Source organism: Enterobacter sp. FB, assembly GCF_000805795.1.
Taxonomy (GTDB): Bacteria; Pseudomonadota; Gammaproteobacteria; order Enterobacterales; family Enterobacteriaceae; genus Enterobacter; species Enterobacter roggenkampii.
On sequence record NZ_JSZC01000011.1, the window covers coordinates 73,971 to 100,586 of the forward strand.

At 55.6% G+C, this 26,616-nt stretch carries 22 protein-coding genes; 12 read left to right on the top strand and 10 right to left on the bottom strand.

All coding sequences use genetic code 11. The features are described 5' to 3' along the window. The first annotated feature begins 17 nt into the window (after window positions 1-17). From pdhR to lpdA, 4 genes are all read left to right on the top strand, one after another. Complete coding sequence (gene pdhR, locus PI91_RS06325) at window positions 18-782, top strand: pyruvate dehydrogenase complex transcriptional repressor PdhR (protein WP_008501960.1); 765 nt, start codon at window positions 18-20, stop codon at window positions 780-782. A gap of 123 nt (window positions 783-905) precedes the next feature. After that, window positions 906-3,569, top strand: coding sequence for a pyruvate dehydrogenase (acetyl-transferring), homodimeric type (aceE, locus tag PI91_RS06330; protein WP_008501959.1), 2,664 nt, complete (start codon window positions 906-908; stop codon window positions 3,567-3,569). Window positions 3,570-3,583: 14 nt separating this feature from the next. Next, window positions 3,584-5,479 carry a pyruvate dehydrogenase complex dihydrolipoyllysine-residue acetyltransferase gene (gene aceF, locus PI91_RS06335; RefSeq protein ID WP_039265685.1) on the top strand — a complete coding sequence of 632 codons (1,896 nt, stop codon included), beginning with the start codon at window positions 3,584-3,586 and terminating at the stop codon, window positions 5,477-5,479. A 175-nt stretch (window positions 5,480-5,654) separates the two neighbouring features. Continuing rightward, window positions 5,655-7,079, top strand: coding sequence for a dihydrolipoyl dehydrogenase (gene lpdA, locus PI91_RS06340; RefSeq protein ID WP_003856313.1), 1,425 nt, complete (start codon window positions 5,655-5,657; stop codon window positions 7,077-7,079). Window positions 7,080-7,132: 53 nt separating this feature from the next. Here lpdA and PI91_RS06345 read toward each other — a convergent pair whose 3' ends face one another. Together PI91_RS06345 and PI91_RS06350 are read right to left on the bottom strand one after the other, a co-directional pair. Next, entirely contained in the window at window positions 7,133-7,924 is a 792-nt protein-coding gene (locus PI91_RS06345) for a DUF2950 family protein (protein ID WP_039265686.1), read from the bottom strand. A gap of 10 nt (window positions 7,925-7,934) precedes the next feature. Then, window positions 7,935-9,482, bottom strand: a complete 1,548-nt coding sequence (locus PI91_RS06350; protein WP_039265688.1) for a DUF3300 domain-containing protein — start codon at window positions 9,480-9,482, stop codon at window positions 7,935-7,937. A 399-nt stretch (window positions 9,483-9,881) separates the two neighbouring features. Between PI91_RS06350 and acnB the strand changes: the two genes are divergently transcribed. Beyond that, window positions 9,882-12,479 carry a bifunctional aconitate hydratase 2/2-methylisocitrate dehydratase gene (gene acnB / locus PI91_RS06355; protein ID WP_023326709.1) on the top strand — a complete coding sequence of 866 codons (2,598 nt, stop codon included), beginning with the start codon at window positions 9,882-9,884 and terminating at the stop codon, window positions 12,477-12,479. Between the two features lie 190 nt (window positions 12,480-12,669). Beyond that, window positions 12,670-13,032: a protein YacL gene (gene yacL, locus PI91_RS06360; RefSeq protein WP_008501954.1), complete on the top strand. Its 363-nt coding sequence runs from the start codon at window positions 12,670-12,672 to the stop codon at window positions 13,030-13,032. A 31-nt stretch (window positions 13,033-13,063) separates the two neighbouring features. Here the strand turns inward: yacL and speD are convergent, their stop codons facing one another. From speD to PI91_RS06375, 3 genes are all read right to left on the bottom strand, one after another. Then, window positions 13,064-13,858: an adenosylmethionine decarboxylase gene (gene speD, locus PI91_RS06365; protein WP_008501953.1), complete on the bottom strand. Its 795-nt coding sequence runs from the start codon at window positions 13,856-13,858 to the stop codon at window positions 13,064-13,066. Beyond that, window positions 13,859-14,728, bottom strand: a complete 870-nt coding sequence (gene speE / locus PI91_RS06370) for a polyamine aminopropyltransferase (RefSeq protein ID WP_039265690.1) — start codon at window positions 14,726-14,728, stop codon at window positions 13,859-13,861. Window positions 14,729-14,843: 115 nt separating this feature from the next. After that, window positions 14,844-15,191 carry a YacC family pilotin-like protein gene (locus tag PI91_RS06375; protein WP_014882582.1) on the bottom strand — a complete coding sequence of 116 codons (348 nt, stop codon included), beginning with the start codon at window positions 15,189-15,191 and terminating at the stop codon, window positions 14,844-14,846. A 145-nt stretch (window positions 15,192-15,336) separates the two neighbouring features. On the opposite strand from PI91_RS06375, the gene cueO reads away from it, so the two are divergent. Then, on the top strand, window positions 15,337-16,905 hold the full coding sequence (cueO, locus tag PI91_RS06380; RefSeq protein WP_039265691.1) for a multicopper oxidase CueO: 1,569 nt from the start codon (window positions 15,337-15,339) through the stop codon (window positions 16,903-16,905). An 86-nt stretch (window positions 16,906-16,991) separates the two neighbouring features. On the opposite strand, the gene PI91_RS06385 is transcribed toward cueO, so the two are convergent. Further along, window positions 16,992-19,382: a glucose/quinate/shikimate family membrane-bound PQQ-dependent dehydrogenase gene (locus PI91_RS06385; RefSeq protein ID WP_023293268.1), complete on the bottom strand. Its 2,391-nt coding sequence runs from the start codon at window positions 19,380-19,382 to the stop codon at window positions 16,992-16,994. Window positions 19,383-19,590: 208 nt separating this feature from the next. Here PI91_RS06385 and hpt point away from each other — a divergent pair, with 208 nt between their 5' ends. Further along, on the top strand, window positions 19,591-20,127 hold the full coding sequence (gene hpt / locus PI91_RS06390) for a hypoxanthine phosphoribosyltransferase (protein ID WP_008501948.1): 537 nt from the start codon (window positions 19,591-19,593) through the stop codon (window positions 20,125-20,127). A gap of 91 nt (window positions 20,128-20,218) precedes the next feature. On the opposite strand, the gene can is transcribed toward hpt, so the two are convergent. After that, complete coding sequence (gene can / locus PI91_RS06395) at window positions 20,219-20,881, bottom strand: carbonate dehydratase (RefSeq protein WP_008501947.1); 663 nt, start codon at window positions 20,879-20,881, stop codon at window positions 20,219-20,221. Window positions 20,882-20,988: 107 nt separating this feature from the next. Here can and PI91_RS06400 point away from each other — a divergent pair, with 107 nt between their 5' ends. The 4 genes from PI91_RS06400 to PI91_RS06415 all read left to right on the top strand — a co-directional run bounded on the left by PI91_RS06400 (window position 20,989) and on the right by PI91_RS06415 (window position 24,539). Continuing rightward, window positions 20,989-21,915 (top strand): ABC transporter ATP-binding protein, encoded by a 927-nt coding sequence (locus PI91_RS06400; RefSeq protein WP_008501946.1) that lies wholly within the window; start codon window positions 20,989-20,991, stop codon window positions 21,913-21,915. After that, a complete protein-coding gene (locus PI91_RS06405) occupies window positions 21,912-22,682 on the top strand; it encodes an ABC transporter permease (protein ID WP_008501945.1) in 771 nt (256 codons plus the stop codon). The genes PI91_RS06400 and PI91_RS06405 overlap by 4 nt, the downstream gene beginning before the upstream one ends. 104 nt (window positions 22,683-22,786) lie before the next feature. Further along, window positions 22,787-23,227, top strand: coding sequence for a PTS sugar transporter subunit IIA (locus PI91_RS06410; RefSeq protein WP_039265692.1), 441 nt, complete (start codon window positions 22,787-22,789; stop codon window positions 23,225-23,227). Window positions 23,228-23,291: 64 nt separating this feature from the next. Beyond that, window positions 23,292-24,539: a polysaccharide deacetylase family protein gene (locus PI91_RS06415; RefSeq protein ID WP_008501943.1), complete on the top strand. Its 1,248-nt coding sequence runs from the start codon at window positions 23,292-23,294 to the stop codon at window positions 24,537-24,539. 3 nt (window positions 24,540-24,542) lie between these two features. Here the strand turns inward: PI91_RS06415 and panD are convergent, their stop codons facing one another. The 3 genes from panD to panB are packed head-to-tail and all read right to left on the bottom strand — an operon-like array spanning window position 24,543 to window position 26,612. After that, entirely contained in the window at window positions 24,543-24,923 is a 381-nt protein-coding gene (gene panD / locus PI91_RS06420) for an aspartate 1-decarboxylase (protein ID WP_006173750.1), read from the bottom strand. Window positions 24,924-24,957: 34 nt separating this feature from the next. Continuing rightward, complete coding sequence (panC, locus tag PI91_RS06425) at window positions 24,958-25,809, bottom strand: pantoate--beta-alanine ligase (RefSeq protein ID WP_008501942.1); 852 nt, start codon at window positions 25,807-25,809, stop codon at window positions 24,958-24,960. Window positions 25,810-25,820: 11 nt separating this feature from the next. Then, window positions 25,821-26,612 carry a 3-methyl-2-oxobutanoate hydroxymethyltransferase gene (gene panB / locus PI91_RS06430; protein WP_023293249.1) on the bottom strand — a complete coding sequence of 264 codons (792 nt, stop codon included), beginning with the start codon at window positions 26,610-26,612 and terminating at the stop codon, window positions 25,821-25,823. Between the last annotated feature and the right edge of the window lie 4 nt (window positions 26,613-26,616).

Genomic DNA, 26,616 nt, shown 5'->3' on the forward strand with positions numbered 1-26,616 from the left:
GGCGTAAGACAGGGAATATGGCCTACAGCAAAATTCGCCAACCAAAACTATCTGATGTGATTGAGCAGCAGCTGGAGTTTTTAATCCTCGAAGGGACTCTGCGCCCGGGTGAGAAACTTCCGCCAGAACGCGAACTGGCAAAACAGTTCGACGTTTCACGTCCCTCTCTGCGTGAGGCGATTCAACGTCTCGAAGCAAAGGGCTTGCTGCTTCGTCGCCAGGGCGGCGGAACCTTTGTGCAAAACAGCCTGTGGCAGAGCTTCAGCGATCCGCTGGTAGAACTTCTCTCTGACCACCCAGAATCCCAGTTTGACCTGCTTGAGACCCGTCACGCGCTGGAAGGTATTGCGGCCTATTACGCCGCCCTTCGCAGCACTGATGAAGATCGCGTGCGTATCCGCGAGCTGCATCAGGCCATTGAACGGGCACAGCAGTCCGGCGATTTAGACGCCGAGTCCAGCGCCGTCGTCCAGTATCAAATTGCCGTCACCGAAGCGGCCCACAACGTGGTGCTCCTCCATCTGCTACGCTGCATGGAGCCGATGCTGGCCCAGAACGTTCGTCAAAATTTTGAATTGTTGTATGCCCGTCGGGACATGCTCCCACTGGTAAGCAACCATCGCACCCGAGTATTCGAGGCGATAATGGCCGGGGAACCGGAGCAGGCGCGCGAAGCGTCGCACCGCCATCTGGCTTTCATTGAGGAAATCTTGCTGGACCGCAGCCGTGAACAATCGCGTCGCGAACGTTCATTACGCCGCATACAGCAACGAAAGGATTAAGCGCCAGGTACTTTTAGAGCGCGGCAACTAAACGCAGAACCTGTCTTATTGTGTTCTTGCCCAAGAGCACAATGGGACAGGTTCCAGACAAATCAACGTATTAGATAGATAAGGAATACCCCCATGTCAGAACGTCTCCAAAATGACGTGGATCCGATCGAAACTCGCGACTGGCTACAGGCGATCGAATCGGTCATCCGTGAAGAAGGTGTTGAGCGCGCTCAGTATCTGATTGATCAGCTGCTTTCTGAAGCCCGCAAAGGCGGCGTGAAGGTTGCTTCAGGTGCAGGGGCTAGCAACTACGTAAACACGATTGCCGTTGAAGACGAACCGGAATACCCGGGCAATCTGGATCTGGAACGTCGTATCCGTTCTGCAATCCGCTGGAACGCCATCATGACCGTTCTGCGCGCATCCAAGAAAGACCTGGAACTGGGTGGCCACATGGCGTCCTTCCAGTCTTCTGCGACCGTTTACGAAGTGTGCTTCAACCACTTCTTCCGTGCAGCGAACGAGAAAGACGGCGGCGATCTGGTGTACTTCCAGGGCCACATCTCTCCGGGCATCTATGCACGTGCATTCCTGGAAGGTCGTCTGACTGAAGAGCAGATGAACAACTTCCGTCAGGAAGTTCACGGTAAAGGTCTGTCTTCTTACCCGCACCCTAAACTGATGCCTGAATTCTGGCAGTTCCCAACCGTATCCATGGGTCTGGGCCCAATCGGTGCGATCTACCAGGCGAAATTCCTGAAGTATCTGGAACACCGTGGTCTGAAAGACACCTCTGAGCAGACCGTATACGCCTTCCTGGGCGACGGCGAAATGGATGAGCCAGAATCTAAAGGCGCGATCACCATCGCGACCCGTGAGAAGCTGGACAACCTGTGCTTCATCATCAACTGTAACCTGCAGCGTCTGGATGGTCCGGTAACCGGTAACGGCAAGATCATCAACGAACTGGAAGGCATCTTCGCAGGTGCTGGCTGGAACGTGATCAAAGTCATGTGGGGTTCCCGTTGGGACGAACTGCTGCGTAAAGACACCAGCGGTAAACTGATCCAGCTGATGAACGAAACCGTTGACGGTGACTACCAGACCTTCAAATCCAAAGACGGTGCCTACGTGCGTGAGCACTTCTTCGGCAAATATCCAGAAACCGCAGCCCTGGTTGCAGACTGGACTGATGAGCAGATCTGGGCCCTGAACCGCGGTGGTCACGATCCGAAGAAAATCTACGCTGCACTGAAAAAAGCGCGTGAAACCAAAGGTAAAGCGACTGTAATCCTGGCCCACACCATCAAAGGTTACGGCATGGGTGATACCGCAGAAGGTAAAAACATCGCTCACCAGGTTAAGAAAATGAACATGGACGGCGTGCGCTATATCCGCGACCGTTTCAACGTTCCAGTGACCGATGAGCAGGTCGAAAACCTGTCTTACATCACCTTCCCGGAAGGCTCCGAAGAGCACAAGTACCTGCACGAACGTCGTCAGGCGCTGAAAGGCTACCTGCCAGCTCGTCAGCCTAACTTCACCGAGAAGCTGGAACTGCCAGCGCTGGAAGACTTCTCTCAGCTGCTGGAAGAGCAGAACAAAGAGATCTCTACCACTATCGCTTTCGTTCGTGCCCTGAACGTGATGCTGAAGAACAAGTCGATCAAAGATCGCCTGGTGCCAATCATCGCCGACGAAGCGCGTACTTTCGGTATGGAAGGTCTGTTCCGTCAGATCGGTATCTACAGCCCGAACGGCCAGCAGTACACCCCGCAGGACCGTGAGCAGGTTGCATACTACAAAGAAGACGAGAAAGGTCAGATCCTGCAGGAAGGTATCAACGAGCTGGGCGCAGGCGCATCCTGGCTGGCTGCTGCGACCTCTTACAGCACCAACAACCTGCCGATGATCCCGTTCTACATTTACTACTCCATGTTCGGGTTCCAGCGTATCGGTGACCTGTGCTGGCAGGCAGGCGACCAGCAGGCTCGCGGCTTCCTGATCGGTGGTACTTCCGGTCGTACGACCCTGAACGGTGAAGGTCTGCAGCACGAAGATGGTCACAGCCACATTCAGTCTCTGACTATCCCTAACTGTATCTCTTACGACCCGTCTTACGCGTATGAAGTGGCAGTCATCATGCATGACGGTCTGCAGCGCATGTACGGTGAAGCGCAGGAGAACATTTACTACTACATCACCACCCTGAACGAAAACTACCACATGCCGGCAATGCCAGCAGGTGCCGAGGAAGGTATCCGTAAAGGTATCTACAAACTCGAAACCATCGAAGGTAGCAAAGGTAAAGTTCAGCTGCTGGGCTCCGGTTCTATCCTGCGTCACGTTCGTGAAGCAGCGCAGATCCTGGCGAAAGACTACGGTGTCGGTTCCGACGTGTACTCTGTGACCTCCTTCACTGAACTGGCGCGTGATGGCCAGGATTGTGAGCGCTGGAACATGCTGCACCCACTGGAAACCCCACGCGTACCGTACATCGCTCAGGTGATGAACGACGCGCCAGCGGTGGCGTCTACTGACTATATGAAACTGTTCGCTGAGCAGGTTCGTACTTACGTTCCAGCTGATGATTATCGCGTTCTGGGTACTGACGGCTTCGGTCGTTCTGACAGCCGCGAAAACCTGCGTCACCACTTCGAAGTTGATGCTTCTTACGTGGTTGTAGCAGCACTGGGCGAACTGGCTAAACGTGGCGAAATCGATAAGAAAGTGGTTGCAGACGCAATTACCAAATTCAACATCGATGCAGAAAAAGTTAACCCGCGTCTGGCGTAAGAGGTAAAAGAATAATGGCTATCGAAATCAATGTACCGGACATCGGGGCTGATGAAGTTGAAATCACCGAGATCCTGGTCAAAGTAGGCGACAAAGTTGAAGCTGAACAGTCGCTGATCACCGTAGAAGGCGACAAAGCCTCTATGGAAGTCCCGTCTCCTCAGGCTGGCATCGTTAAAGAGATCAAAGTCTCTGTTGGCGATAAAACCGAGACTGGCAAACTGATCATGATTTTCGATTCCGCCGACGGTGCAGCAGCTGCTGCACCTGCGCAGGAAGAGAAGAAAGCCGCTCCGGCCGCCGCTGCTCCAGCCGCTGCCGCGAGCGCGAAAGACGTGAACGTGCCTGACATCGGCGGTGACGAAGTTGAAGTCACTGAGATCCTGGTGAAAGTGGGCGATACCGTTGCGGCCGAGCAGTCACTGATCACCGTAGAAGGCGATAAAGCCTCTATGGAAGTGCCAGCGCCGTTCGCAGGTACCGTTAAAGAGATCAAGATCAACACCGGCGACAAAGTGTCTACCGGCTCTCTGATCATGATCTTCGAAGTGGCAGGTGCTGCACCTGCTGCCGCGCCTGCACAGGCCGATGCTCCGGCTCCGGCCGCTGCACCAGCTGCTGCTGGCGGCGCGAAAGACGTTAACGTACCGGACATCGGCGGTGACGAAGTTGAAGTCACCGAAGTGATGGTAAAAGTGGGCGACAAAGTTGCCGCGGAACAGTCACTGATCACCGTTGAAGGCGACAAGGCTTCCATGGAAGTGCCTGCGCCGTTCGCGGGTACCGTTAAAGAGATCAAAATCAGCACCGGCGATAAAGTGTCTACCGGCTCTCTGATCATGGTCTTCGAAGTGGAAGGCGCTGCGCCTGCCGCAGCTCCGGCTGCCGCGGCTGCTCCAGTACCGGCTGCTGCACCGGCTCAGGCTGCTAAACCAGCCGCTGCCCCTGCTGCAAAAGCAGAAAAATCAGAGTTCGCTGAAAACGACGCTTACGTCCACGCGACGCCGCTGATTCGTCGCCTGGCGCGCGAATTCGGTGTGAACCTGGCGAAAGTGAAAGGGACTGGCCGTAAAGGTCGTATCCTGCGCGAAGACGTTCAGACCTACGTGAAAGACGCGGTGAAACGCGCCGAAGCTGCACCAGCTGCAGCCGCTGGCGGCGGTATCCCGGGCATGCTGCCATGGCCGAAAGTGGACTTCAGCAAGTTCGGCGAAATCGAAGAAGTGGAGCTGGGCCGTATCCAGAAAATCTCTGGTGCGAACCTGAGCCGTAACTGGGTGATGATCCCGCACGTTACGCACTTCGATAAGACCGATATCACCGATCTGGAAGCGTTCCGTAAACAGCAGAACGCCGAAGCTGAGAAGCGTAAACTGGACGTGAAATTCACCCCAGTGGTCTTCATCATGAAGGCTGTTGCTGCGGCTCTGGAACAGATGCCACGCTTCAACAGCTCCCTGTCCGAAGACGGCCAGAAGCTGACGCTGAAGAAATACATCAACATCGGTGTTGCGGTTGATACGCCAAATGGTCTGGTTGTTCCGGTCTTCAAAGACGTGAACAAGAAGAGCATCACTGAGCTGTCCCGTGAACTGACCACCATCTCCAAGAAAGCGCGTGATGGTAAGCTGACTGCCGGCGAAATGCAGGGCGGCTGCTTCACCATCTCCAGCATCGGCGGCCTGGGTACCACCCACTTCGCGCCGATTGTGAACGCGCCGGAAGTGGCTATTCTCGGTGTGTCCAAGTCCGCGATGGAGCCGGTGTGGAATGGCAAAGAGTTCGTGCCGCGTCTGATGATGCCAATCTCTCTGTCCTTCGACCACCGCGTGATCGACGGTGCTGATGGTGCGCGTTTCATCACCATCATCAACAACATGCTGAGCGACATTCGCCGCCTGGTGATGTAATCGAAAAGCCGGCCAGTCGGCCGGCTTTTTTCTGATAATCTCATGGCGTTTGTGAGGTTATTGGCGAAAGCGACAATTCGTGAGCCGTTTGTTGTTTCAAAATTGTTAACAATTTTGTAAACTGCGGGCGGATAGAACGACCCGGTGGACGACGGGTATAAACTAAGAGGTCATGATGAGCACAGAAATCAAAACTCAGGTCGTAGTACTTGGGGCAGGCCCGGCAGGTTACTCCGCAGCATTTCGCGCAGCGGATTTAGGTCTGGAAACCGTCATCGTAGAACGTTACAGCACCCTCGGCGGTGTTTGTCTGAACGTCGGCTGTATCCCTTCTAAAGCGCTGCTGCACGTAGCGAAAGTTATCGAAGAAGCCAAAGCGCTGGCTGAACACGGTATCGTCTTCGGCGAGCCGAAAACCGACATCGACAAAATTCGTACCTGGAAAGAGAAAGTTATCACTCAGCTGACCGGCGGTCTGGCGGGTATGGCCAAAGGCCGTAAAGTGAAAGTGGTAAACGGTCTGGGTAAATTCACCGGTGCGAACACCCTGGAAGTAGAAGGCGAAAACGGCAAAACCGTGATCAACTTCGACAACGCGATCATCGCGGCAGGCTCTCGCCCAATCGAACTGCCATTCATTCCACATGAAGATCCACGCGTGTGGGATTCCACCGATGCGCTGGAGCTGAAAACCGTTCCTAAGCGTCTGCTGGTGATGGGCGGCGGTATCATCGGTCTGGAAATGGGGACCGTGTACCACGCGCTGGGTTCAGAGATCGACGTGGTTGAAATGTTCGACCAGGTTATCCCGGCTGCCGACAAAGACATCGTTAAAGTCTTCACCAAGCGCATCAGCAAGAAATTCAACCTGATGCTGGAAACCAAAGTGACTGCCGTTGAAGCGAAAGAAGACGGTATTTACGTTTCCATGGAAGGCAAAAAAGCCCCATCCGAACCACAGCGTTACGACGCCGTGCTGGTGGCGATCGGCCGTGTGCCGAACGGTAAGAACCTCGACGCGGGCAAAGCTGGCGTGGAAGTGGACGACCGTGGCTTCATCCGCGTTGACAAACAGCTGCGCACTAACGTGCCGCACATCTTTGCTATCGGCGATATCGTCGGTCAGCCAATGCTGGCGCACAAAGGTGTTCACGAAGGTCACGTTGCCGCTGAAGTTATCGCCGGCATGAAGCACTACTTCGATCCGAAAGTGATCCCATCTATCGCGTACACCGAGCCAGAAGTGGCATGGGTGGGTCTGACTGAGAAAGAAGCGAAAGAGAAAGGCATCAGCTACGAAACCGCCACCTTCCCGTGGGCGGCTTCTGGCCGTGCTATCGCGTCCGACTGCGCAGACGGTATGACCAAACTGATCTTCGACAAAGAGACTCACCGCGTAATCGGTGGTGCGATTGTCGGTACCAACGGCGGCGAGCTGCTGGGTGAAATCGGTCTGGCTATCGAAATGGGCTGCGACGCGGAAGACATCGCGCTGACCATCCACGCTCACCCAACTCTGCACGAGTCCGTGGGCCTGGCGGCAGAAGTGTTTGAAGGCAGCATCACCGACCTGCCAAACGCGAAAGCGAAGAAGAAATAAGTTTCTTCAGATGAAAAAAAGCGGCCTGAGGCCGCTTTTTTTATGCGCTGCGTTCAGGGAGCCACGGGTTGCCAGGTTTTATCCGGGTTATAGGCGGTTAACGCCCGGGCTTTCTGCTCAGAATCCTTGCCGAGATCGGACTGATACACCTTGTCTTCCTGATTTATCACAAAGCTCATCACGCCCGTTTGACCGTAGCTGACCGGCCACGCCACCATCGCGAAACCGTTATTATCCGGCAGGATCCGGAAGCGATAGCCGTGATAGCCGGTACCCGGCTCTTTCGGGCTAAATGCCGGTCCGAGCGGACTGGGCGTTTCGCCGGGTGAGACGGGCCAGTACAAACCGTCTTTCTTCCCTTCCGAGCTGACAATCTTCTGCGCGTATGTCTGGTTCATCGCAAAGTAGCTTTGCTGCGCATCAACATAGGCATGCAGGGCTTCAATGGCGGCAAGTTCGTTACGCCCGATTTCACGGGTCAGGATCTCTTCAGCCCCTTCTTTGATATCGAATTGCCAGCCGGCGGCGGTTTTGATCACCGGGATGGGAAGCTGCCAGTCGTTGTCTCCAACAACAAGATGCGCCGTATCTCCTTCGACAACGGTGTTATGACGAACTTTCCAGTCGCGCAGGAAACGATCGACGGCATCCGGATCAACGCCTTCGGGGGGGAGAAAATCGCGCCAGTTCTCTCCAAGCAGATTGCTCATCGCGCGCTCATTATGCTCACTAATGGCGCTGGCCAGCGCATCGGTCGCCTGGTCGGGCGTGCTAAAGGACTGCTGCGCCATCGCCGAGGCCGAAAGCATGAACAACACCATTCCACTGAGTAGTTTACTTTTCATGTCGGTTCCCTTAGCGATGTCTAAATTCACGGCGTTCAGCGCGTCCACCAGATACCTGACGGGGCTGCTGCTGGCGAGCCGCAAGCTGCCTGCTTTGCGCACCGCGCTGCTGCTGCGCCTGCCAGTTCGCGGAACGGCTGTCGTTGCCGCTCAGCGCATTGGCCCGGGGCTGACCGTTTCGCTGCTGCAGGGCGCGTTGCTGCGCGGGCTGTGAAGCGCGTTTCTCCTGTGTTACAGCCTGACGATTTTCTCGCTGCTGCGTGGTGGTCCGCTTCGCCGTCTGCGGTTTGGTGTCGTAGCCACGGTAGTTGTTGCGCTGCGAAATTTGCTTCAGCTGTTCACTTGAGGCCTGACGCTGCTCATCTTTCGTGTCGGGACGCGCCGTTTGCGGGAAGGTTTTCCCCGTGGATTTCTGCATCTGGCTCAGGGCCGCCTGACGCTGGCTATCCCGGTTAACCGGTTTTTGCTGCGTTGCGCTTAGCCCGGTCGCCGTGCTGGTTGAGTGGAAGCGACTGTTGAGCTGGTTAGTCGGATAGGGCACGCCTTCCCGATAGGCCGGGTTATGCTGCCAGGTACGGTTGGCGTCCGTCAGACGCTGTCCGCTGATTTTATTGAAGTTCTCAACGTTGATATTGATGTTGTTATCACCGTTGCGGTTATAGCCGCCGTGATTATCCCAGTCACCGTCATGGTGGTGGTCCCAGTCATCGTCGTCATCCCAGTCGATATTGCTGAAAATGGCATAGGTTGTGGCAACGCCCAGGCTGAAGCCTAAGCCGTTGACGAAGCTGTTGCCAAACTGCTCTCCGGGCGTGGGCGGGAGATAGGTGGGAGGATAGGCCGTGTTGGGCCAGGTCCCGTAAACCGTATTGGGGTTATAGGTGGGAACATAAACAACCTGCGGATCGGCAGATTCAATTTTGATCACCGTTGGGGCGGGCGCAGACGTGGTTGTTGTCGTTGCCTCGGTGGCGCGGGTTTTCGCTGGTGCTGGCTTTGTCACGGTGGTGACCGTCTGCTGAGGCGTAGATTGTAAAGCACCGGTCTTCTGTGCCAGCGCGCGCAGGCGTTGAACGGAATCCATCACGTCTTTCGGCTGCGCGAGAAACGCATCGCCCAGATTTTGTACCCACGGCGGGTTTTCACCCATCAGCGACATAAGCTGAGGAAACGCGACCAGCGATTTTACGCTCGGATCCCAGGGCTGGCTGGCAACGGCCTGAATCGCGGCGTCCCCTTCCATTTTAGGGTTGTCTTTTGACCACTGAGCCGCCTGAATCACGTTGGCCGGGTAAGTCGAGGCCATCAGAATTTGTGAAAGCAGGGCGTCAGGGTAGAGCGCAATGGGGGCAACCCACTGATCGATTTGCGCGGCAGTGTAGGTCGGCGCGACCACAGGGGCGGGCTGGGCTACGGCAGGTGCCGCCGGTTGTTGAGCGACGGGGGCTGGCGCAACGGGTTCCGTTGCACGACTTTTGACAAACAAGACGCCTGAGGCGGCAAGCAGCCCGGCACTGCACAGAAGGATGAGCAGATGTGGCTTAAAGGGCAACTTCATAAAATGACTCCAACGAGACCAGCGCTGTGCCGTGAGGCGTTACGGTTGGCGTGAGTATTATTCACCCGTCTTTTACTGTTTTGACTTTTATTGGGAAGCGTCCGGTACGTCCGGATAAAGAGTGTGAGTATTTATTACACAATTATATCTGATGAAGAAAAAACTGAAGCGTCACGGTGCAGAAGAACCGCAAAATGATGCCCTAAATCCCCGCTACACCATGCTTAACGATTCAGCAAACATTTTTAATGTTGCTTTTTTGTAAACGGATTAACACTGTGCAGAAATCCTGCTATGCTGCCCGACGCGGTATCGGGCATTTACCCTACAAACTGCTGTCTCACAGGAGCGTGAAGAGAACGCCCGCCGCATATGACAATGAGAGCGAGGAGAACCGTCGTGCTAGAAGAATACCGTAAGCACGTAGCAGAACGTGCCGCCGAGGGAATTGTACCCAAACCTTTAGATGCAACCCAAATGGCCGCGCTCGTCGAGCTGCTGAAGAACCCGCCTAAGGGCGAAGAAGAATTCCTGTTAGATCTGCTGATCAACCGCGTACCGCCTGGCGTAGATGAAGCTGCCTACGTAAAAGCCGGATTCCTTGCTGCTATCGCCAAAGGCGAAGCCACCTCCCCACTGGTTACTCCTGAAAAAGCCATCGAACTGCTCGGCACTATGCAGGGTGGTTACAACATTCATCCGCTGATTGACGCGCTGGATAATGACAAGCTGGCACCGATTGCCGCTAAAGCGCTCTCGTCTACGCTGCTGATGTTCGATAACTTCTACGATGTGGAAGAAAAAGCCAAAGCAGGCAACGTCTATGCGAAGCAGGTGATGCAGTCCTGGGCCGATGCCGAATGGTTCCTGAATCGTCCAGCGCTGGCTGAAAAAATCACCGTTACCGTCTTCAAAGTGACCGGTGAAACCAACACCGATGACCTCTCTCCGGCACCGGACGCGTGGTCTCGCCCGGATATCCCGCTGCACGCCCTGGCGATGCTGAAAAACGCCCGTGAAGGCATTGAGCCGGATCAGCCGGGCGTTGTCGGCCCGATCAAACAGATCGAAGCGTTGCAGAAAAAAGGCTTCCCGCTGGCTTACGTCGGTGACGTTGTGGGTACCGGTTCTTCCCGTAAGTCCGCGACCAACTCCGTGCTGTGGTTCATGGGTGACGACATCCCGCACGTGCCTAACAAGCGCGGCGGCGGCCTGTGCCTCGGCGGTAAAATTGCACCGATCTTCTTCAACACCATGGAAGATGCGGGCGCACTGCCGATCGAGGTGGACGTCTCCAACCTGAACATGGGCGACGTGATTGACGTCTACCCGTACAAAGGTGAAGTGCGTAACCACGACACCAACGAGCTGCTGGCAAGCTTTGAGCTGAAAACCGACGTGCTGATTGACGAAGTGCGCGCCGGTGGCCGTATTCCGCTGATCATCGGCCGCGGCCTGACCACCAAAGCGCGTGAAGCACTGGGTCTGCCGCACAGTGATGTATTCCGTCACGCGAAAGACGTTGCGGAAAGCAACCGCGGCTTCTCGCTGGCACAGAAAATGGTGGGTCGCGCCTGCGGCGTCGCCGGTGTTCGTCCTGGCGCCTACTGCGAGCCGAAGATGACCTCCGTAGGCTCTCAGGACACCACTGGCCCAATGACCCGTGACGAACTGAAAGACCTGGCGTGCCTGGGCTTCTCTTCCGATCTGGTGATGCAGTCCTTCTGCCACACCGCGGCGTATCCGAAGCCGGTTGACGTGACCACGCACCACACGCTGCCTGACTTCATTATGAACCGTGGCGGTGTCTCCCTGCGTCCGGGCGACGGCGTTATCCACTCCTGGCTGAACCGCATGCTGCTGCCGGATACCGTGGGTACCGGCGGTGACTCCCATACCCGTTTCCCAATCGGTATCTCCTTCCCGGCGGGCTCCGGTCTGGTGGCGTTTGCTGCCGCGACCGGCGTGATGCCGCTGGATATGCCGGAATCGGTGCTGGTGCGCTTCAAAGGTAAAATGCAGCCGGGTATTACCCTGCGCGACCTGGTTCACGCGATCCCGCTGTATGCGATTAAACAGGGTCTGCTGACCGTTGAGAAGAAAGGGAAGAAAAACATCTTCTCTGGCCGCATTCTGGAAATTGAAGGTCTGCCGGATCTGAAAGTTGAGCAGGCGTTCGAGCTGACCGATGCCTCCGCCGAGCGTTCGGCTGCGGGCTGTACCATCAAGCTGAACAAAGAGCCGATCATTGAGTACCTGAACTCTAACATCGTGCTGCTGAAGTGGATGATTGCAGAAGGCTACGGCGACCGTCGTACGCTGGAGCGTCGTATCCAGGGCATGGAAAAATGGCTGGCCGATCCGCAGCTGCTGGAAGCCGATGCTGACGCAGAGTACGCGGCGGTGATCGACATCGATCTGGCGGATATCAAAGAGCCAATCCTGTGTGCACCGAACGATCCGGACGACGCGCGTCCGCTGTCCGAAGTTCAGGGCGAGAAGATCGACGAAGTGTTCATTGGTTCGTGCATGACCAACATCGGTCACTTCCGCGCGGCCGGTAAGCTGCTGGATACCCACAAAGGCCAGCTGCCAACCCGTCTGTGGGTGGCGCCGCCAACCCGTATGGACGCGGCTCAGCTGACCGAAGAGGGCTACTACAGCGTGTTTGGTAAGAGCGGCGCGCGTATCGAAATTCCTGGCTGTTCTCTGTGTATGGGTAACCAGGCGCGCGTAGCCGACGGCGCGACGGTGGTCTCCACTTCGACCCGTAACTTCCCGAACCGTTTAGGTACCGGTGCGAACGTCTTCCTGGCCTCTGCGGAGCTGGCGGCGGTTGCGGCGCTGATTGGCAAACTGCCAACGCCGGAAGAGTACCAGACCTTTGTGGCGCAGGTGGATAAGACCGCGGTGGATACCTATCGCTACCTGAACTTCGACCAGCTCTCTCAGTACACCGAGAAGGCTGACGGGGTGATCTTCCAGACGGCAGTATAAACAGCAAAACCGTCTCCACGAGACGGTTTTTAGTGTTTGCACCCTCTCCCGTGGGAGAGGGACGGGGTGAGGGCATCAGGCCGCAGGGTCTTGCTCTCACCTTTTTATTTTCATTCCTCCCACCTCCCACGCTTTTTTTCTTCCTCGCTGCTGCGATAATTACCTTAATGGCTTTGCAGAGGAAAACACTATGGATTACGAATTTCTGCGCGACATCACCGGAGTGGTGAAAGTGCGTATGTCGATGGGCCACGAAGCCGTTGGACACTGGTTTAACGAAGAGGTGAAAGAAAATCTCTCCCTTCTTGATGAGGTTGAACAGGCGGCAAAGACGGTGAAAGGCAGTGAGCGCTCCTGGCAACGCGCCGGGCACGAATACACGCTGTGGATGGACGGTGAAGAGGTCATGGTGCGTGCCAACCAGCTCGAGTTTTCAGGCGACGAGATGGAAGAGGGGATGAGCTACTATGACGAAGAAAGCCTGTCGCTGTGCGGCGTAGAAGACTTCCTTCAGGTGGTGAATGCCTACCGCGAGTTCATGAAACAGCGGTAATTTCCCGAAGCATCCCTGCTCCGGGCAACACTTACACGGCCGGAATGTTGCGGCCGTAGTAGATCTCGCGCATCTCTTTCCAGAGCAGGTCAGTAATCGCCTTACGCTCTTCTTCGCTCAAATCTTCCGGCTTCGTGTGGAACATATAGTGCTTAAGGTCGAACTCCTTAAGTAACATCTTGGTATGGAAGATGTTTTCCTGATACACGTTCACGTCCATCATGTCGTACAGCGACTTCATGTCCTCGGACATAAAGTTCTGAATAGAGTTGATCTCGTGGTCGATGAAGTGCTTCATGCCGTTGACATCACGGGTAAAACCGCGCACGCGGTAATCAATCGTGACGATATCCGATTCCAGCTGGTGGATGAGATAGTTCAGTGCGTTCAGCGGGGAAATCACGCCGCAGGTCGACACTTCAATATCGGCGCGGAACGTACACAGCCCGCCTTCCGGGTGACTCTCCGGGTAGGTATGGACGCAGATATGGCTTTTATCCAGGTGAGCAACCACCACTTCCGGCAGCGGGCCCGGATGTTCCGTTTTGTCGATAAGCTTCGGATCGACCGGTTCTTCGCTGACCAGTATGGTCACGCTGGCGCCCTGGGGTTCATAATCCTGTCGGGCAATATTCAGGATGTTGGCGCCGATAATGGAACAGGTTTCTGACAGGATCTCGGTCAGACGGTTGGCGTTGTAGAGTTCGTCGATATAGGCGATGTAACCATCGCGTTCTTCCGCTGTTTTGGCATAGCAGATATCGTAAATACAAAAACTCAGGCTTTTGGTCAGATTGTTAAAGCCATGCAGTTTAAGCTTTTTCAATTAGCTCACCCCCTTAGTGGATAATGCGTCTTGCAGGTACTGCGGCAGAGCAAACGCTGCGGTATGAATAGCCGGATTGTAGTATCGGCACTGTAGACCTGCCTGATGGAAGCGGGCCTGAATAATTTCGGTGGAAAGATGACGTAATACGTCGTTATCCGTCGCCCAGGCAAAGGTCATGATCCCACCGTAGTACGTCGGAATGGCCGCCTGATAGAAGCTGACATCCTCGAAATAGGTGCTGAGCTTGCGATGGCTATCCAGCGCTTCATCCTGTTGCAGGAAGCAGACGCCGTTTTGGGCGACGAAGATCCCGCCCGGGTTCAGGCAACGCTTGCAGCCTTCGTAGAACGAGGAGGTAAACAGCGACGCGCCAGGGCCGATAGGGTCGGTGCAGTCGGAGATGATCACGTCAAAGGTCTGCGAGGTCTGGTTAACGAAGTTAACGCCGTCGTCAATCACCAGGCTAAAACGCGGATCGTCATAGCTACCGGCATTGTGGTTGGGCAGGTACTGGCGGCAGAACGAGACGACGCCCGCATCGATTTCCACCATGGTGATGGTTTCAATCGAGCGATGGCGGGAAACTTCACGCAGCATTGCGCCGTCGCCGCCGCCGATAATCAGGACATGCTTTGCATGGCCGTGGGCCAGCAGCGGAACGTGGGTCATCATCTCATGATAGATAAACTCATCTCGCTCGGTCGTTTGCACCACGCCGTCCAGCGCCATCACGCGGCCAAAGGCAGCATTCTCGAAGATGATGAGATCCTGGTGATCGGTTTTTTCATGATAGAGCACGTTATCAACGGCAAAGTACTGACCAAACTGGTCATGCAGTGTTTCATGCCACAACGTGTGGTCGGCCATACGCGGACTCCTCCTTTGTTAACATCCGTTACGCTCACAAAAAATGAGCGAAACATGATAGCTAACTATAACCGTGGTTGCACGGCTATAGGTTTAACAGGAGGCGTCGGGAAGGTTATTTGACGTAGGCGAGCAGGCTGAGCGAATCGCGAGCCAGCGCTTTGCATTTTTTAGCCGTGGGAATGCCAATACCGCTTAGGTCACGGTAGCTGTCTTCGCCGAGCGCCTTCATGTCAAAGCTGTCGTAGTTGCTGAGATCCCACTGGTTCTGCTGGGCAAAAAAGACCAGCGCGCGGCGAATTTGCCCGTTGGGTAAATTCTGGTAGCCACAATCATTTTTCAGGAATACAAAAACCGCCGTTAAATCGGCCATATCTTCCGCTTCATTTTCACTGAGCGCATAGCTGTTCGCACACATTGCCATCAGGCTACCGAACAAAATTGTCCTGAAAAACGTCTTCATTGCTTCTACCACTTCTTCACGGAAAATTAACGTTAGCATACTTGGTGCCAGTGCGACGATCTTTATTATTGCCGCTTTACTTGACCTTCCGGTAAGGGGAGGGTTTATGCTCAAAAGATCGCCTGCTGGAAATAAGGAAATGAACATGCAACGTCGTGATTTTTTAAAATATTCCGTGGCGCTGGGGGCTGCCAGCGCCTTACCCCTCTGGAGCCGTGCGGTTTTCGCGGCTGACAGGCCTGCCTTACCCATCCCTGATTTGCTGACCGCTGACGCCCGCAGCCGTTTCCAGCTTGTCGTTCAGTCCGGTAATACGCTGTTCGGTGCGCACAACGCGACAACCTGGGGCTATAACGGCAATCTTCTCGGTCCTGCGCTACAGCTGCGCAAAGGTAAAGCGGTGACGGTGGATATCCACAATACGCTTGCTGAAGAGACGACGGTGCACTGGCACGGACTGGAAGTGCCGGGCGAGGTAGACGGCGGGCCGCAGGGCATCATCAAAGCGGGCGGCACGCGCAGCGTCACCTTTACGCCCAACCAGCGCGCCGCGACCTGCTGGTTCCATCCGCATCAGCATGGCAAAACGGGCCATCAGGTAGCGATGGGGCTGGCGGGGCTGGTGCTGATTGAAGACGACGAAAGCCGCCTGCTGCGCCTGCCGAAGCAGTGGGGCATCGACGATGTGCCGGTGATTGTGCAGGACAAGAAATTCACCGCTGACGGGCAAATCGACTACCAGCTGGATGTGATGAGCGCGGCGGTAGGCTGGTTTGGCGACACGCTGCTGACCAACGGCGCCATTTATCCTCAGCACGCCGCGCCGAAAGGCTGGCTGCGCCTGCGTCTGCTTAACGGCTGTAACGCGCGTTCCCTCAACTTCGCCACCAGCGATAAGCGTCCGCTGTACGTGGTCGCCAGCGACGGCGGGCTGCTGCCTGAGCCGGTGAAGGTCAACGAACTGCCGATGCTGATGGGGGAGCGCTTTGAGGTGCTGGTGGATATCAGCGACGGCAAGCCGTTCGATCTTGTGACCCTGCCGGTTAGCCAGATGGGGATGGCGGTCGCGCCGTTTGACAAGCCGCATCCGGTGCTGCGTATCCAGCCGTTACGGGTGACCGCTTCCGGCACGCTCCCTGATACGTTAACCACGCTGCCGGCACTTCCGTCGCTGGATGGGCTTACGCAACGGAAACTGCAGCTCTCCATGAACCCGATGCTCGATATGATGGGCATGCAGGCGCTGATGGCGAAATATGGCGATAAGGCGATGGCGGGGATGCATCACGGGCAGATGATGGGTCACATGAACATGGACCACGGCAACATGGGCGGCATGGGGAACATGAATCACGGCGACCATGGCTTTGATTTCCACAACGCCAACATGATCAACGGCAAAGCGTTCGACATGAACACGCCGATGTTTGCTGCGACAAAAGGGCAGTTTGAGCGCTGGGTGATTTCAGGTGAAGGGGACATGATGCTGCACCCGTTCCACATCCACGGCACGCAGTTCCGCATTCTCTCTGAGAACGGCAAAGCCCCGGACGCGCATCGCGCGGGCTGGAAGGATACGGTGAAGGTGGAAGGCGGCGTCAGCGAGGTGCTGGTGAAGTTTGACCACGATGCGCCGAAGGAGTTTGCCTACATGGCGCACTGCCATCTGCTGGAGCATGAAGATACGGGGATGATGCTGGGCTTTACCGTATAAAAAAAGCCGGGTGGCGGCTTCGCCTTACCCGGCCTACATAGCGTATCCATAGGCCCGGTAAGCGTAAGCGCCACCGGGCTTTTCAGTTACTTGTTTTCGTCAGGCAACGCATACGCGACAATATAGTCGCCCATCTTCGTGCCAAACGAACCGTGACCGCCCGCGGAGATGACAACGTACTGCTTGCCATTCACTTCATAGGTCATCGGCGTAGCTTGTCCACCCGCTGGCAGACGACCTTGCCAAAGTTTTTCACCGTTGGTCATGTTGTACGCGCGCAGGTAGTTATCTGCGGTTGCCGCGATGAACAGCACGTTACCGGCGGTGGAGATTGGGCCACCCAGCATTGGCATACCCATATTGAACGGCACCGGAACCGGCATTGGGAACGGCATGCTGTCCTGTGGCGTACCAATACGTTTTTTCCATACGATCTGGTTAGTTTTCAGATCCAGACCGGAGATATAACCCCAGGCAGGCTGTTTACACGGCAGACCGAACGGCGACAGGAACGGATTCAGCGTTACGCCGAACGGTACGCCATACTGCGGCTGAATACCGGCTTCGGTACCGCTGCCTTTCGCGTCTTTCGGCTGCTCCATTGGGTTGCCAGGACCGCGTGGGATCAGACGGGAAACGAACGGCAGCGCCATTGGGTTGGCAATCGCGACCTGACGGTTAGGGTCAACGGAGATCCCGCCCCACTCGAACATCCCCAGGTTACCCGGGAAGACCAGCGTGCCCTGCTCAGAAGGCGGCGTGAAGATGCCTTCATAGCGCAGCTGATGGAACATCACGCGGCACACCAGCTGGTCAAACATCGTGGCACCCCACATGTCTGCCCCGCTGAGGTCTTTCTTCGGACGGAAGCTCAGATCGGAGAACGGCTGGGTTTTGCTGACGTAATCGCCTTTCGCCGCACCCTGCGGAACCGGTTTTTCCGGTGCAGGCACAACCAGCTTGCCGTTGCTGCGATCCAGCACGAAGATGTTGCCGGTTTTCGCTGGAGCGTAAATCACCGGAACGGTTTTACCGTTTACGGTAATGTCCGCCAGCGTCGGCTGGGACGGCATATCCATATCCCACAGATCGTGGTGAACGGTCTGGTAGCTCCAGGCCAGCTTACCGGTGGTCGCGTTCAATGCCACGATAGCGCTGGCATAACGTTCCTGCTCCGGCGTGCGGTTACCGCCCCAGATATCTGGCGTAGTAACGCCCATCGGCAGGTAGACCAGGTCCAGCTTCGCGTCATACGCCGCAGGCGCCCAGGAGTTTGGCGAGTTAAAGGTAAAGGTGTGTTCGTCCGACGGGATCGCGTTCGGATCTTTCGCGCCCGGGTCGAAGGCCCACAGCAGTTTACCGGTGTTCACGTCGAAACCACGGATAACGCCGGAGGTTTCGCGGGTGGAGAAGTTATCTGTTACCGAACCGGCAATCACGATGGTTTTATCGGTGATGATGGGCGGGGAGGTCGGCTCATACAGACCCGGCGTGGTGTCCGGCATATTGGTCTGCAGATTCAGGATACCTTTGTTGGCAAAGGTTTCGCACAGCTTGCCCGTTTCGGCATTGATGGCGAACAGACGACCATCGTTCACCGGCAGCATGATGCGGCGAGGACAGTCGGCAATGACTTCCGGGCTCGCATTATCCGGGCGCGCTTCGTGATAAGAGACGCCACGGCAGGTCACGTGCTGGAAGGACGGGTTGGAGTTCAGCTGCGGATCGAAGTGCCATTTCTCTTTACCGGTGGCCGCGTCGAGCGCGAACAGACGCTGGTGCGCCGTACACAGATAAAGCATATCGCCGACTTTAATTGGCGTCACTTCGTTGGTCAGTTCACCCGGATCGTTCGGCATCTTCAGGTCGCCGGTACGGAATACCCAGGCTTCTTTCAGGTTTTTAACGTTGTCCGCGTTGATCTGCTTCAGCGGAGAGTAGCGCTGACCTTCCTGGTTACGGCCATAGGCAGGCCAGTCGCCGTCAGCAACCTGAGAGATCGCCGCCGCAGGCGTCGATTCTGCGTTCAGCGTACCGTTGATCTCCTGCGGATCGTTGAAGCCAGCCCAGGTCAGGATACCGCCGCTGATTAACAACGCTACCACCAGCGCCGCGACCGCACCGCTGGACGGCACGATCAGGCGACGCCAGACGAACGGCAGGATCAGCCAGATGCCGAAGAAGACCAGGATGTCACTGCGCGGCGTCAGCGCCCAGAAGTCAAAGCCGACTTCCCAGACGCCCCAGATCATGGTGGCAAGAAGGAGTGCGGCATACAGCCACAGTGCAGATTGTTTTCTACGCCAGAGCAGGACGGTTACGCCAAGCATAACCAGGCCCGCAATCGGGTAGTACCAGGAGCCGCCGATCGCGACCAGCCAGACGCCACCGATTAACAGGTACAGGCCGCAGAAGGCGGCGAATAGCGCTGTTAATGTCACCAGTAGACGCGGCTGTTTAGAGTTTGTTTCAGCCATAGAAAGTGTACTCGTCAGTTTTTGTTAATAATTTGCTAGCAACTAATTATAGGTATTAACAAGTGTGATCGGAATCACAATATTTGCTTTTTATAACTCATACGCCAGGGTTATCCATTTGCTGATATAATGGCTGGCTTGCGTATCAGTGCTGGATATTAACGCATCCGTATTGAGAGATTTTCATTAAAATCATTTGGTTAGTAATATGAAACATACTGTTGAAGTGATGATCCCGGAAGCCGAGATCAAAGCGCGTATCGCCGAACTGGGTCGTCAAATCACCGAACATTACAAGGACAGCGGCAGCGAAATGGTGCTGGTCGGTCTGTTGCGCGGCTCTTTCATGTTCATGGCAGACCTGTGCCGTGAGGTGCATGTGCCCCATGAGGTCGATTTTATGACCGCCTCCAGCTACGGCAGCGGCATGTCCACCACCCGTGATGTGAAAATCCTGAAAGATCTGGATGAAGATATTCGTGGCAAAGATGTGTTGATCGTTGAGGACATCATCGACTCCGGCAACACGCTGTCAAAAGTGCGCGAGATCCTGAGTCTGCGTGAGCCAAAATCGCTGGCGATTTGCACCCTGCTGGATAAGCCTGACCGCCGTGAAGTGCAGGTGCCGGTGGAGTTTGTTGGTTTCTCTATCCCGGACGAGTTCGTCGTCGGTTACGGCATTGACTACGCACAGCGTTATCGTCATCTGCCGTATGTTGGGAAAGTGGTATTGCTGGACGAGTAATTGCGGTTTGTTGCCCGGTGGCGCTGCGCTTACCGGGCCTACGAATGGGCACATGTAGGCCGGGTAAGGCGCAGCCGCCACCCGGCTTTGTTTATTTATGGTTTACGTGCTTAAGCTGAAGGTTGGCAATTCCTGAACGATAACGCTGCTCCAGCGTTTCGCGGTTGGTGGCGGTCACTTCAAGGTTGCGCAGCAGACCATCATGAATACCGTACGCCCAGCCGTGGATCGAGACCTTCTGCCCGCGCTTCCACGCCGATTGCATGATCGTTGAGTGGCCCAGGTTATACACCTGCTCCATCACGTTGAGTTCGCACAGGGTATCCATGCGGCGCTCCTGCGGCATTTCGCCCAGCAGTGAGCTATGTTTGAACCAGATATCGCGGATGTGGAGCAGCCAGTTATCAATGAGCCCCAGCTCCGTGTTTTCAACCGCCGCCTGCACGCCGCCGCAGCCGTAGTGGCCGCAGATGATGATGTGCTCGACTTGCAGAACGTCAACGGCATACTGAACAACAGAAAGACAGTTGAGATCGGTGTGAATCACCAGGTTGGCAACGTTGCGGTGAACAAACAGTTCGCCGGGCTCGAGGCCGGTCAGGCGCTCCGCCGGTACGCGGCTGTCGGAGCATCCAATCCAGAGAAAGCGTGGGTTTTGCGCCTGCGCGAGTTTTCCAAAAAATCCGGGGTCTTCCTCCACCAGCATTTTTGACCATAGTGCATTGTTGCTGATGAGTGTATCTATGTTGTTCATGGAGGTTAGCGACCTGTAACCGAGTAATTGCGTTGCGCTACTATAGGGTAACCCGACTTTTAATGAAACCACACAACGTGTGTCAGAACTGAAGGTAAGTTAATTTCATGGCAATTGCACTGGAGCTTGAGCAGCTTAAAAAAACCTATCCGGGCGGCGTTCAGGCGCTGCGCGGAATAGATCTTAAAGTAGAGGCCGGTGATTTTTACGCGCTTCTGGGGCCGAACGGGGCGGGGAAATCGACTACCATCGGCATCATTAGCTCGCTGGTGAACAAAACCTCCGGCCGCGTCAGCGTGTTCGGATACGACCTGCAAAAAGATGTGGTCAACGCCAAGCGCCAGCTGGGTCTGGTCCCGCAGGAATTCAACTTCAACCCGTTTGAGACGGTGCAGCAGATCGTCGTTAACCAGGCGGGTTATTACGGCGTTGAGCGTAAAGAGGCCCTGGAGCGGAGCGAAAAATACCTCAAGCAGCTCGATCTGTGGGAAAAGCGTAACGAACGCGCCCGGATGTTATCCGGCGGGATGAAGCGCCGCCTGATGATTGCCCGTGCGCTGATGCACGAGCCAAAGCTGCTGATCCTCGATGAGCCGACGGCGGGCGTAGACATTGAGCTGCGCCGCTCCATGTGGGGCTTCCTGAAAGACCTCAATGACAAAGGCACCACCATCATTCTGACTACCCACTACCTGGAAGAGGCGGAAATGCTGTGCCGCAACATCGGCATCATTCAGCACGGCGAGCTGGTGGAAAACACCTCGATGAAGAACCTGCTCTCCAAGCTGAAATCAGAAACCTTTATTCTCGATCTGGCGGCAAAGAGCCCGCTACCGAAGCTTGAAGGGTACCAGTATCGTCTGGTGGATACCTCGACGCTGGAAGTGGAAGTGCTGCGCGAGCAGGGGATTAACAGCGTGTTCTCCCAGCTGAGCGCGCAGGGTATTCAGGTTTTAAGTATGCGTAACAAAGCGAACCGACTGGAAGAGCTGTTTGTCTCTCTGGTGCAGGATAAACAAGGAGACAAGGCATGACGCATCTTTACTGGGTCGCGCTGAAAAGTATCTGGGCGAAAGAGATTAACCGTTTTATGCGCATCTGGGTGCAAACCCTGGTGCCGCCAGTCATCACGATGACGCTCTATTTCATCATCTTCGGTAACCTGATTGGTTCCCGGATTGGTGAGATGCACGGCTTTACCTATATGCAGTTTATCGTGCCTGGCCTGATCATGATGGCGGTGATCACCAACGCCTATGCCAACGTGGCGTCGTCCTTCTTTAGCGCCAAGTTCCAGCGCAATATTGAGGAGCTGCTGGTGGCACCGGTGCCAACGCATGTGATCATTGCCGGTTACGTCGGTGGCGGCGTGGCGCGCGGTCTGTGTGTTGGGATCCTGGTGACGGCCATTTCGCTGTTCTTCGTGCCGTTCCAGGTGCACTCCTGGCTTTTCGTGGCCCTGACCCTGCTCCTGACGGCGATCCTCTTCTCGCTGGCCGGTCTGCTGAACGCCGTGTTTGCCAAAACGTTTGACGACATCAGCCTGATCCCGACCTTCGTGCTGACGCCGCTGACCTATCTCGGCGGGGTGTTCTACTCCCTGACGCTGCTGCCGCCGTTCTGGCAGGCGCTGTCGCACCTGAACCCGATCGTCTACATGATCAGCGGTTTCCGCTTTGGCTTCCTCGGCATTACCGATGTGCCGCTGTTTACCACGGTGGCGGTGCTGGTGGTGTTCATCATCGTCTTCTACCTGCTGTGCTGGTATCTGATCCAGCGCGGACGCGGTCTGCGCAGCTAGCCCTCAGCCCGGCGACATTCTGTCTGCCGGGCACTTTCTTTGACAGTTATCACCGAAAGCTAACCTTCACTCCGCTAAACTACTTGCCTGCTAAGGAGAGAGTTATGCTGGGATGGGTTATCACCTGCTACGATGAACGGGCGCAGGACATGCTGCTGAAGCTGGAAGCCAGGTTTGGTCCGCTGCCACAGTGTCGCGCGGTTAACTACTGGCGCGGCTTGAGTACCAACATGCTTGGCCGGATGATGTGCGATGCCCTTCATGAAACCGACACCGGAGACGGCGTGATTTTTCTTACCGATAAATCCGGCGCGGCGCCGTACCGTGCTGCGGCCCTGATGAGCCATAAGCACGACTGCTGCGAGGTGATCTCCGGTATTAGCTTTCCACTGCTTGAAATGATGTATCCCCATCGCGAGACCTTAACCAGCGCAGCGTTCCGTAACGCTATCGTTTCGCTGGGTACCCCGGGCGTCAGCAGCTTGTGGCATCAACAGCAAAAAAATCCTCCCTTTGTCCTGCTGCATGACCTGTATAAGAATTAAACATTGGTATTGATGTCGCTTTTGCTACAATGGCGTAAGTATTTCCGCTTCGAATAAGACCCTCATGTTCACGCGTATTGTTTTCCTGCTATTGATGTTCGTGTCCGGCACTGTTTCTGCCAGTTTATTAAGTCAGCAAAGACTGCCTGCTCAATATATGCAAACCACCGAAGATGCGGCGATTTGGGCGCAGATCGGCAACAGCGTCATTAACGTTGGCAACGTGCGGGCAGGGCAGATCCTCGCGGTGGTGCCTGCGGCGGCGGACTACTATGAATTTCGCTTCGGATTTGGCACGGGCTTTATCGACAAGGGGCATCTGGAGCCGGTTCAGGGCAAACAGCGCGTCGAGGATGGCCTGGGGGATTTGAATAAACCGCTGAGCAATCAAAACCTGATAACGTGGAAAGACACGCCCGTTTATAACGCCCCGAACAACGGCAGCGCACCCTTCGGCACCTTAAGCGCCAATCTTCGCTATCCGATCCTGAACAAACTTAAAGACCGTTTAAACCAGACCTGGTTTCAGATCCGCATCGGTAATCGTCTGGCGTGGATCAGCAGCCTGGATGCGCAGGAAGATAACGGCCTTCCTGTTCTGACCTACCATCATATTTTGCGTGATGAAGAAAACACGCGCTTTCGACATACGTCCACGACGACCAGCGTACGTGCGTTTAATAACCAGATGGCATGGCTTCGCGATCAGGGCTATACCACCCTGACGATGTACCAGCTGGAAGGGTACGTGCGTAACAAAATGAACCTGCCTGCGAAATCGGTGGTGATAACCTTTGACGATGGCCTGAAATCTGTCAGCCGCTATGCTTATCCTGTGCTGAAAGAGTACGGCTTCAAGGCTACCGCGTTTATTATCTCTTCCCGCATAAAAGGCCATCCGCAGAAGTGGGACCCTAAATCGCTGCAGTTTATGAGCGTGCAGGAGATTAAGGGGATTCAGGATGTGTTCGATATTCAGTCTCATACCCACTTCCTGCACCGCGTGGATGCCAATAAGCATCCGATTTTACTGAGCCGCAGCTATCACGTGATTTTGTTTGATTTTGAACGCTCGCGTCGCGCGCTGGCGCAGTTTAACCCGCGCGTGCTGTATGTCTCTTACCCCTTCGGCGGCTACGACAATAAAGCGATAAAGGCGGCGAATGATGCCGGTTTCCATCTGGCGGTGACGACGGTGAAAGGAAAGGTGAAGCCGGGGGATAATCCGTTCTTACTGAAACGCCTGTACATCTTAAGAACGGATTCGCTGGAGACGATGTCGCGGCTGATCAGCAATCAGCCGCAGGGGTAGTGCTTATGCAACCTGAACCGGTATCGCCTTTGCGGTGCGCTTCATTTCATTCTCGCCTTCGAAGTAGGCGACTTTAGGCTGCCAGCGGCGCGCTTCTTCGTCAGACATCATCACGAAGCTGGCGATGATCACGATATCACCCACGTCTGCGCAGTGCGCGGCTGCGCCGTTAACGGAGATGATTTTGGAGCCGCGCTCGGCGGCAATCGCGTAGGTAGAGAAGCGTTTGCCGTTGTTCACGTTCCAGATATCAATCGCTTCGTTTTCGAGGATACCTGCTGCATCAAGGAAATCCTGGTCAATGGCGCAGGAGCCTTCATAGTGCAGGTCGGCCTGCGTGACTTTCACACGGTGAAGCTTACCTTGCAGCATTTTGCGAATCATTACGTTTACCTATCATTATCAGGGGTGAAGGGAACTACGCCAGCTCAACCACTTTATTGTCGATCAGACGCGCCTGACCTAGCCAGGCCGCCACCAGGATGACTGCGCGCTTGCTGTTCTGGGTTAATTCCAGCAGCGTATCAGCATCACGAATTTGTACGTCGTCAGCACGAAGGCCTTTATCGTTAAGCGCCTGCTCGGCAAGGGCGATAATTTCTTCTGCTGTTAACTCTTTTGCCAGCATCTGCTCTGCCATGGTGTTCATGACCTTGCTTAAGCCCGGCGCGATTTTACGCTGTTCGGCAGTCAGGTAGCCATTTCGCGAGCTGAGTGCCAGACCGTCTTTGGCGCGTACAATCGGTACGCCGACAATCTCGATATCGTAACCCATATCCGCAACCATCTTGCGGATCAGCGCCAGCTGCTGGAAATCTTTCTCGCCAAAGCAGGCTACGTCCGGCTGTACCAGGTTGAACAGCTTGCTGACGATGGTGGAAACGCCGCGGAAATGGCCCGGGCGGCTCGCGCCTTCGAGCATGGTGGAAATGCCCGGGACGTCAACGTAGGTTGCCTCTTCGGTACCCTGCGGGTAAACATCCGCCGGTGCAGGTGAGAAAACGATATCCGCGTGGCGTTTTTTGAGCTTCTCGCAATCTTCCTGCAGGGTACGCGGGTAGCGTGCTAGATCGTCTGCGCGGTCAAACTGCATGGGGTTCACGAAGATACTGACCACCACGATATCTGCCCGTGCACGGGCTTCGTCGACGAGCTTCATGTGGCCGTCATGCAGATTGCCCATGGTCGGGACCAGTGCGATACGTTTACCTTCCTGTCGCGCGCGGCGGATATGCTGGCGAAGCAGCGGCAGGGTTTCAATGATTAGCACAACGAGACTCCTTAATGGAAACTGTGTTCTTCACCCGGGTAAACACCGGATTCAACGTCGGCAATATACTGCCTGACCGCAGCGCGCATGTCGCCCGCTTCGGCGAGGAAATTTTTGGCAAATTTCGGGATGTGTCCGCCGGTGATACCGAAGGCGTCGTGCATCACCAGAATCTGACCGTCGGTGACGTTGCCTGCACCGATACCAATCACCGGAATGGACAGCGCGTCGGTGATGCGTTTCGCCAGCTCAACCGGCACGCACTCCAGCACCAGCAGCTGGGCACCTGCGGCTTCCAGCGCCAGGGCATCATCCAGCAGCGTCTGGGCGGCATCGCCACGGCCCTGCACCTTATAGCCGCCAAAGATATTGACGGACTGCGGCGTCAGGCCTAAATGCCCGCACACCGGCACGGCGCGCTCGGTGAGCCTCTTCACCGTATCCACAAGCCAGGCGCCGCCTTCAATTTTGACCATATTGGCACCGGCACGCATCACTGCCGCCGCGTTTTCGAATGCCTGTTCCGGCGTGGCATAGGCCATAAACGGCAGATCGGAAAGCAGCAGGCAGGCTGGGGCGCCACGGCGCACGGCGCGGGTATGGTAAGCGATATCCTCAACCGTTACCGGCAGGGTGGAATCATGTCCTTGTACCGTCATCCCTAACGAGTCCCCGACCAGCATGACGTTGATCCCCTCTTCGGCAAACAGTTTGGCGAAGCTGTAGTCATACGCGGTGATGGTGGCGAAGCGTTTTTTTTCCTGTTTGCATTTCTGCAGTAAGGAGATGGTGGTTGGTTTCATACTG

Coding starts and splice junctions, on each gene's coding strand:
- PI91_RS06400 (WP_008501946.1), top strand. CDS start 20,989: ATGGCAATTGCACTGGAGCTTGAGCAGCTTAAAAAAACCTATCCGGGC.
- lpdA (WP_003856313.1), top strand. CDS start 5,655: ATGAGCACAGAAATCAAAACTCAGGTCGTAGTACTTGGGGCAGGCCCG.
- PI91_RS06375 (WP_014882582.1), bottom strand. CDS start 15,191: ATGAAGACGTTTTTCAGGACAATTTTGTTCGGTAGCCTGATGGCAATG.
- aceF (WP_039265685.1), top strand. CDS start 3,584: ATGGCTATCGAAATCAATGTACCGGACATCGGGGCTGATGAAGTTGAA.
- PI91_RS06385 (WP_023293268.1), bottom strand. CDS start 19,382: ATGGCTGAAACAAACTCTAAACAGCCGCGTCTACTGGTGACATTAACA.
- PI91_RS06410 (WP_039265692.1), top strand. CDS start 22,787: ATGCTGGGATGGGTTATCACCTGCTACGATGAACGGGCGCAGGACATG.
- PI91_RS06405 (WP_008501945.1), top strand. CDS start 21,912: ATGACGCATCTTTACTGGGTCGCGCTGAAAAGTATCTGGGCGAAAGAG.
- panB (WP_023293249.1), bottom strand. CDS start 26,612: ATGAAACCAACCACCATCTCCTTACTGCAGAAATGCAAACAGGAAAAA.
- panD (WP_006173750.1), bottom strand. CDS start 24,923: ATGATTCGCAAAATGCTGCAAGGTAAGCTTCACCGTGTGAAAGTCACG.
- can (WP_008501947.1), bottom strand. CDS start 20,881: ATGAACAACATAGATACACTCATCAGCAACAATGCACTATGGTCAAAA.
- PI91_RS06415 (WP_008501943.1), top strand. CDS start 23,292: ATGTTCACGCGTATTGTTTTCCTGCTATTGATGTTCGTGTCCGGCACT.
- speE (WP_039265690.1), bottom strand. CDS start 14,728: ATGGCCGACCACACGTTGTGGCATGAAACACTGCATGACCAGTTTGGT.
- yacL (WP_008501954.1), top strand. CDS start 12,670: ATGGATTACGAATTTCTGCGCGACATCACCGGAGTGGTGAAAGTGCGT.
- pdhR (WP_008501960.1), top strand. CDS start 18: ATGGCCTACAGCAAAATTCGCCAACCAAAACTATCTGATGTGATTGAG.
- PI91_RS06345 (WP_039265686.1), bottom strand. CDS start 7,924: ATGAAAAGTAAACTACTCAGTGGAATGGTGTTGTTCATGCTTTCGGCC.
- PI91_RS06350 (WP_039265688.1), bottom strand. CDS start 9,482: ATGAAGTTGCCCTTTAAGCCACATCTGCTCATCCTTCTGTGCAGTGCC.
- hpt (WP_008501948.1), top strand. CDS start 19,591: ATGAAACATACTGTTGAAGTGATGATCCCGGAAGCCGAGATCAAAGCG.
- cueO (WP_039265691.1), top strand. CDS start 15,337: ATGCAACGTCGTGATTTTTTAAAATATTCCGTGGCGCTGGGGGCTGCC.
- aceE (WP_008501959.1), top strand. CDS start 906: ATGTCAGAACGTCTCCAAAATGACGTGGATCCGATCGAAACTCGCGAC.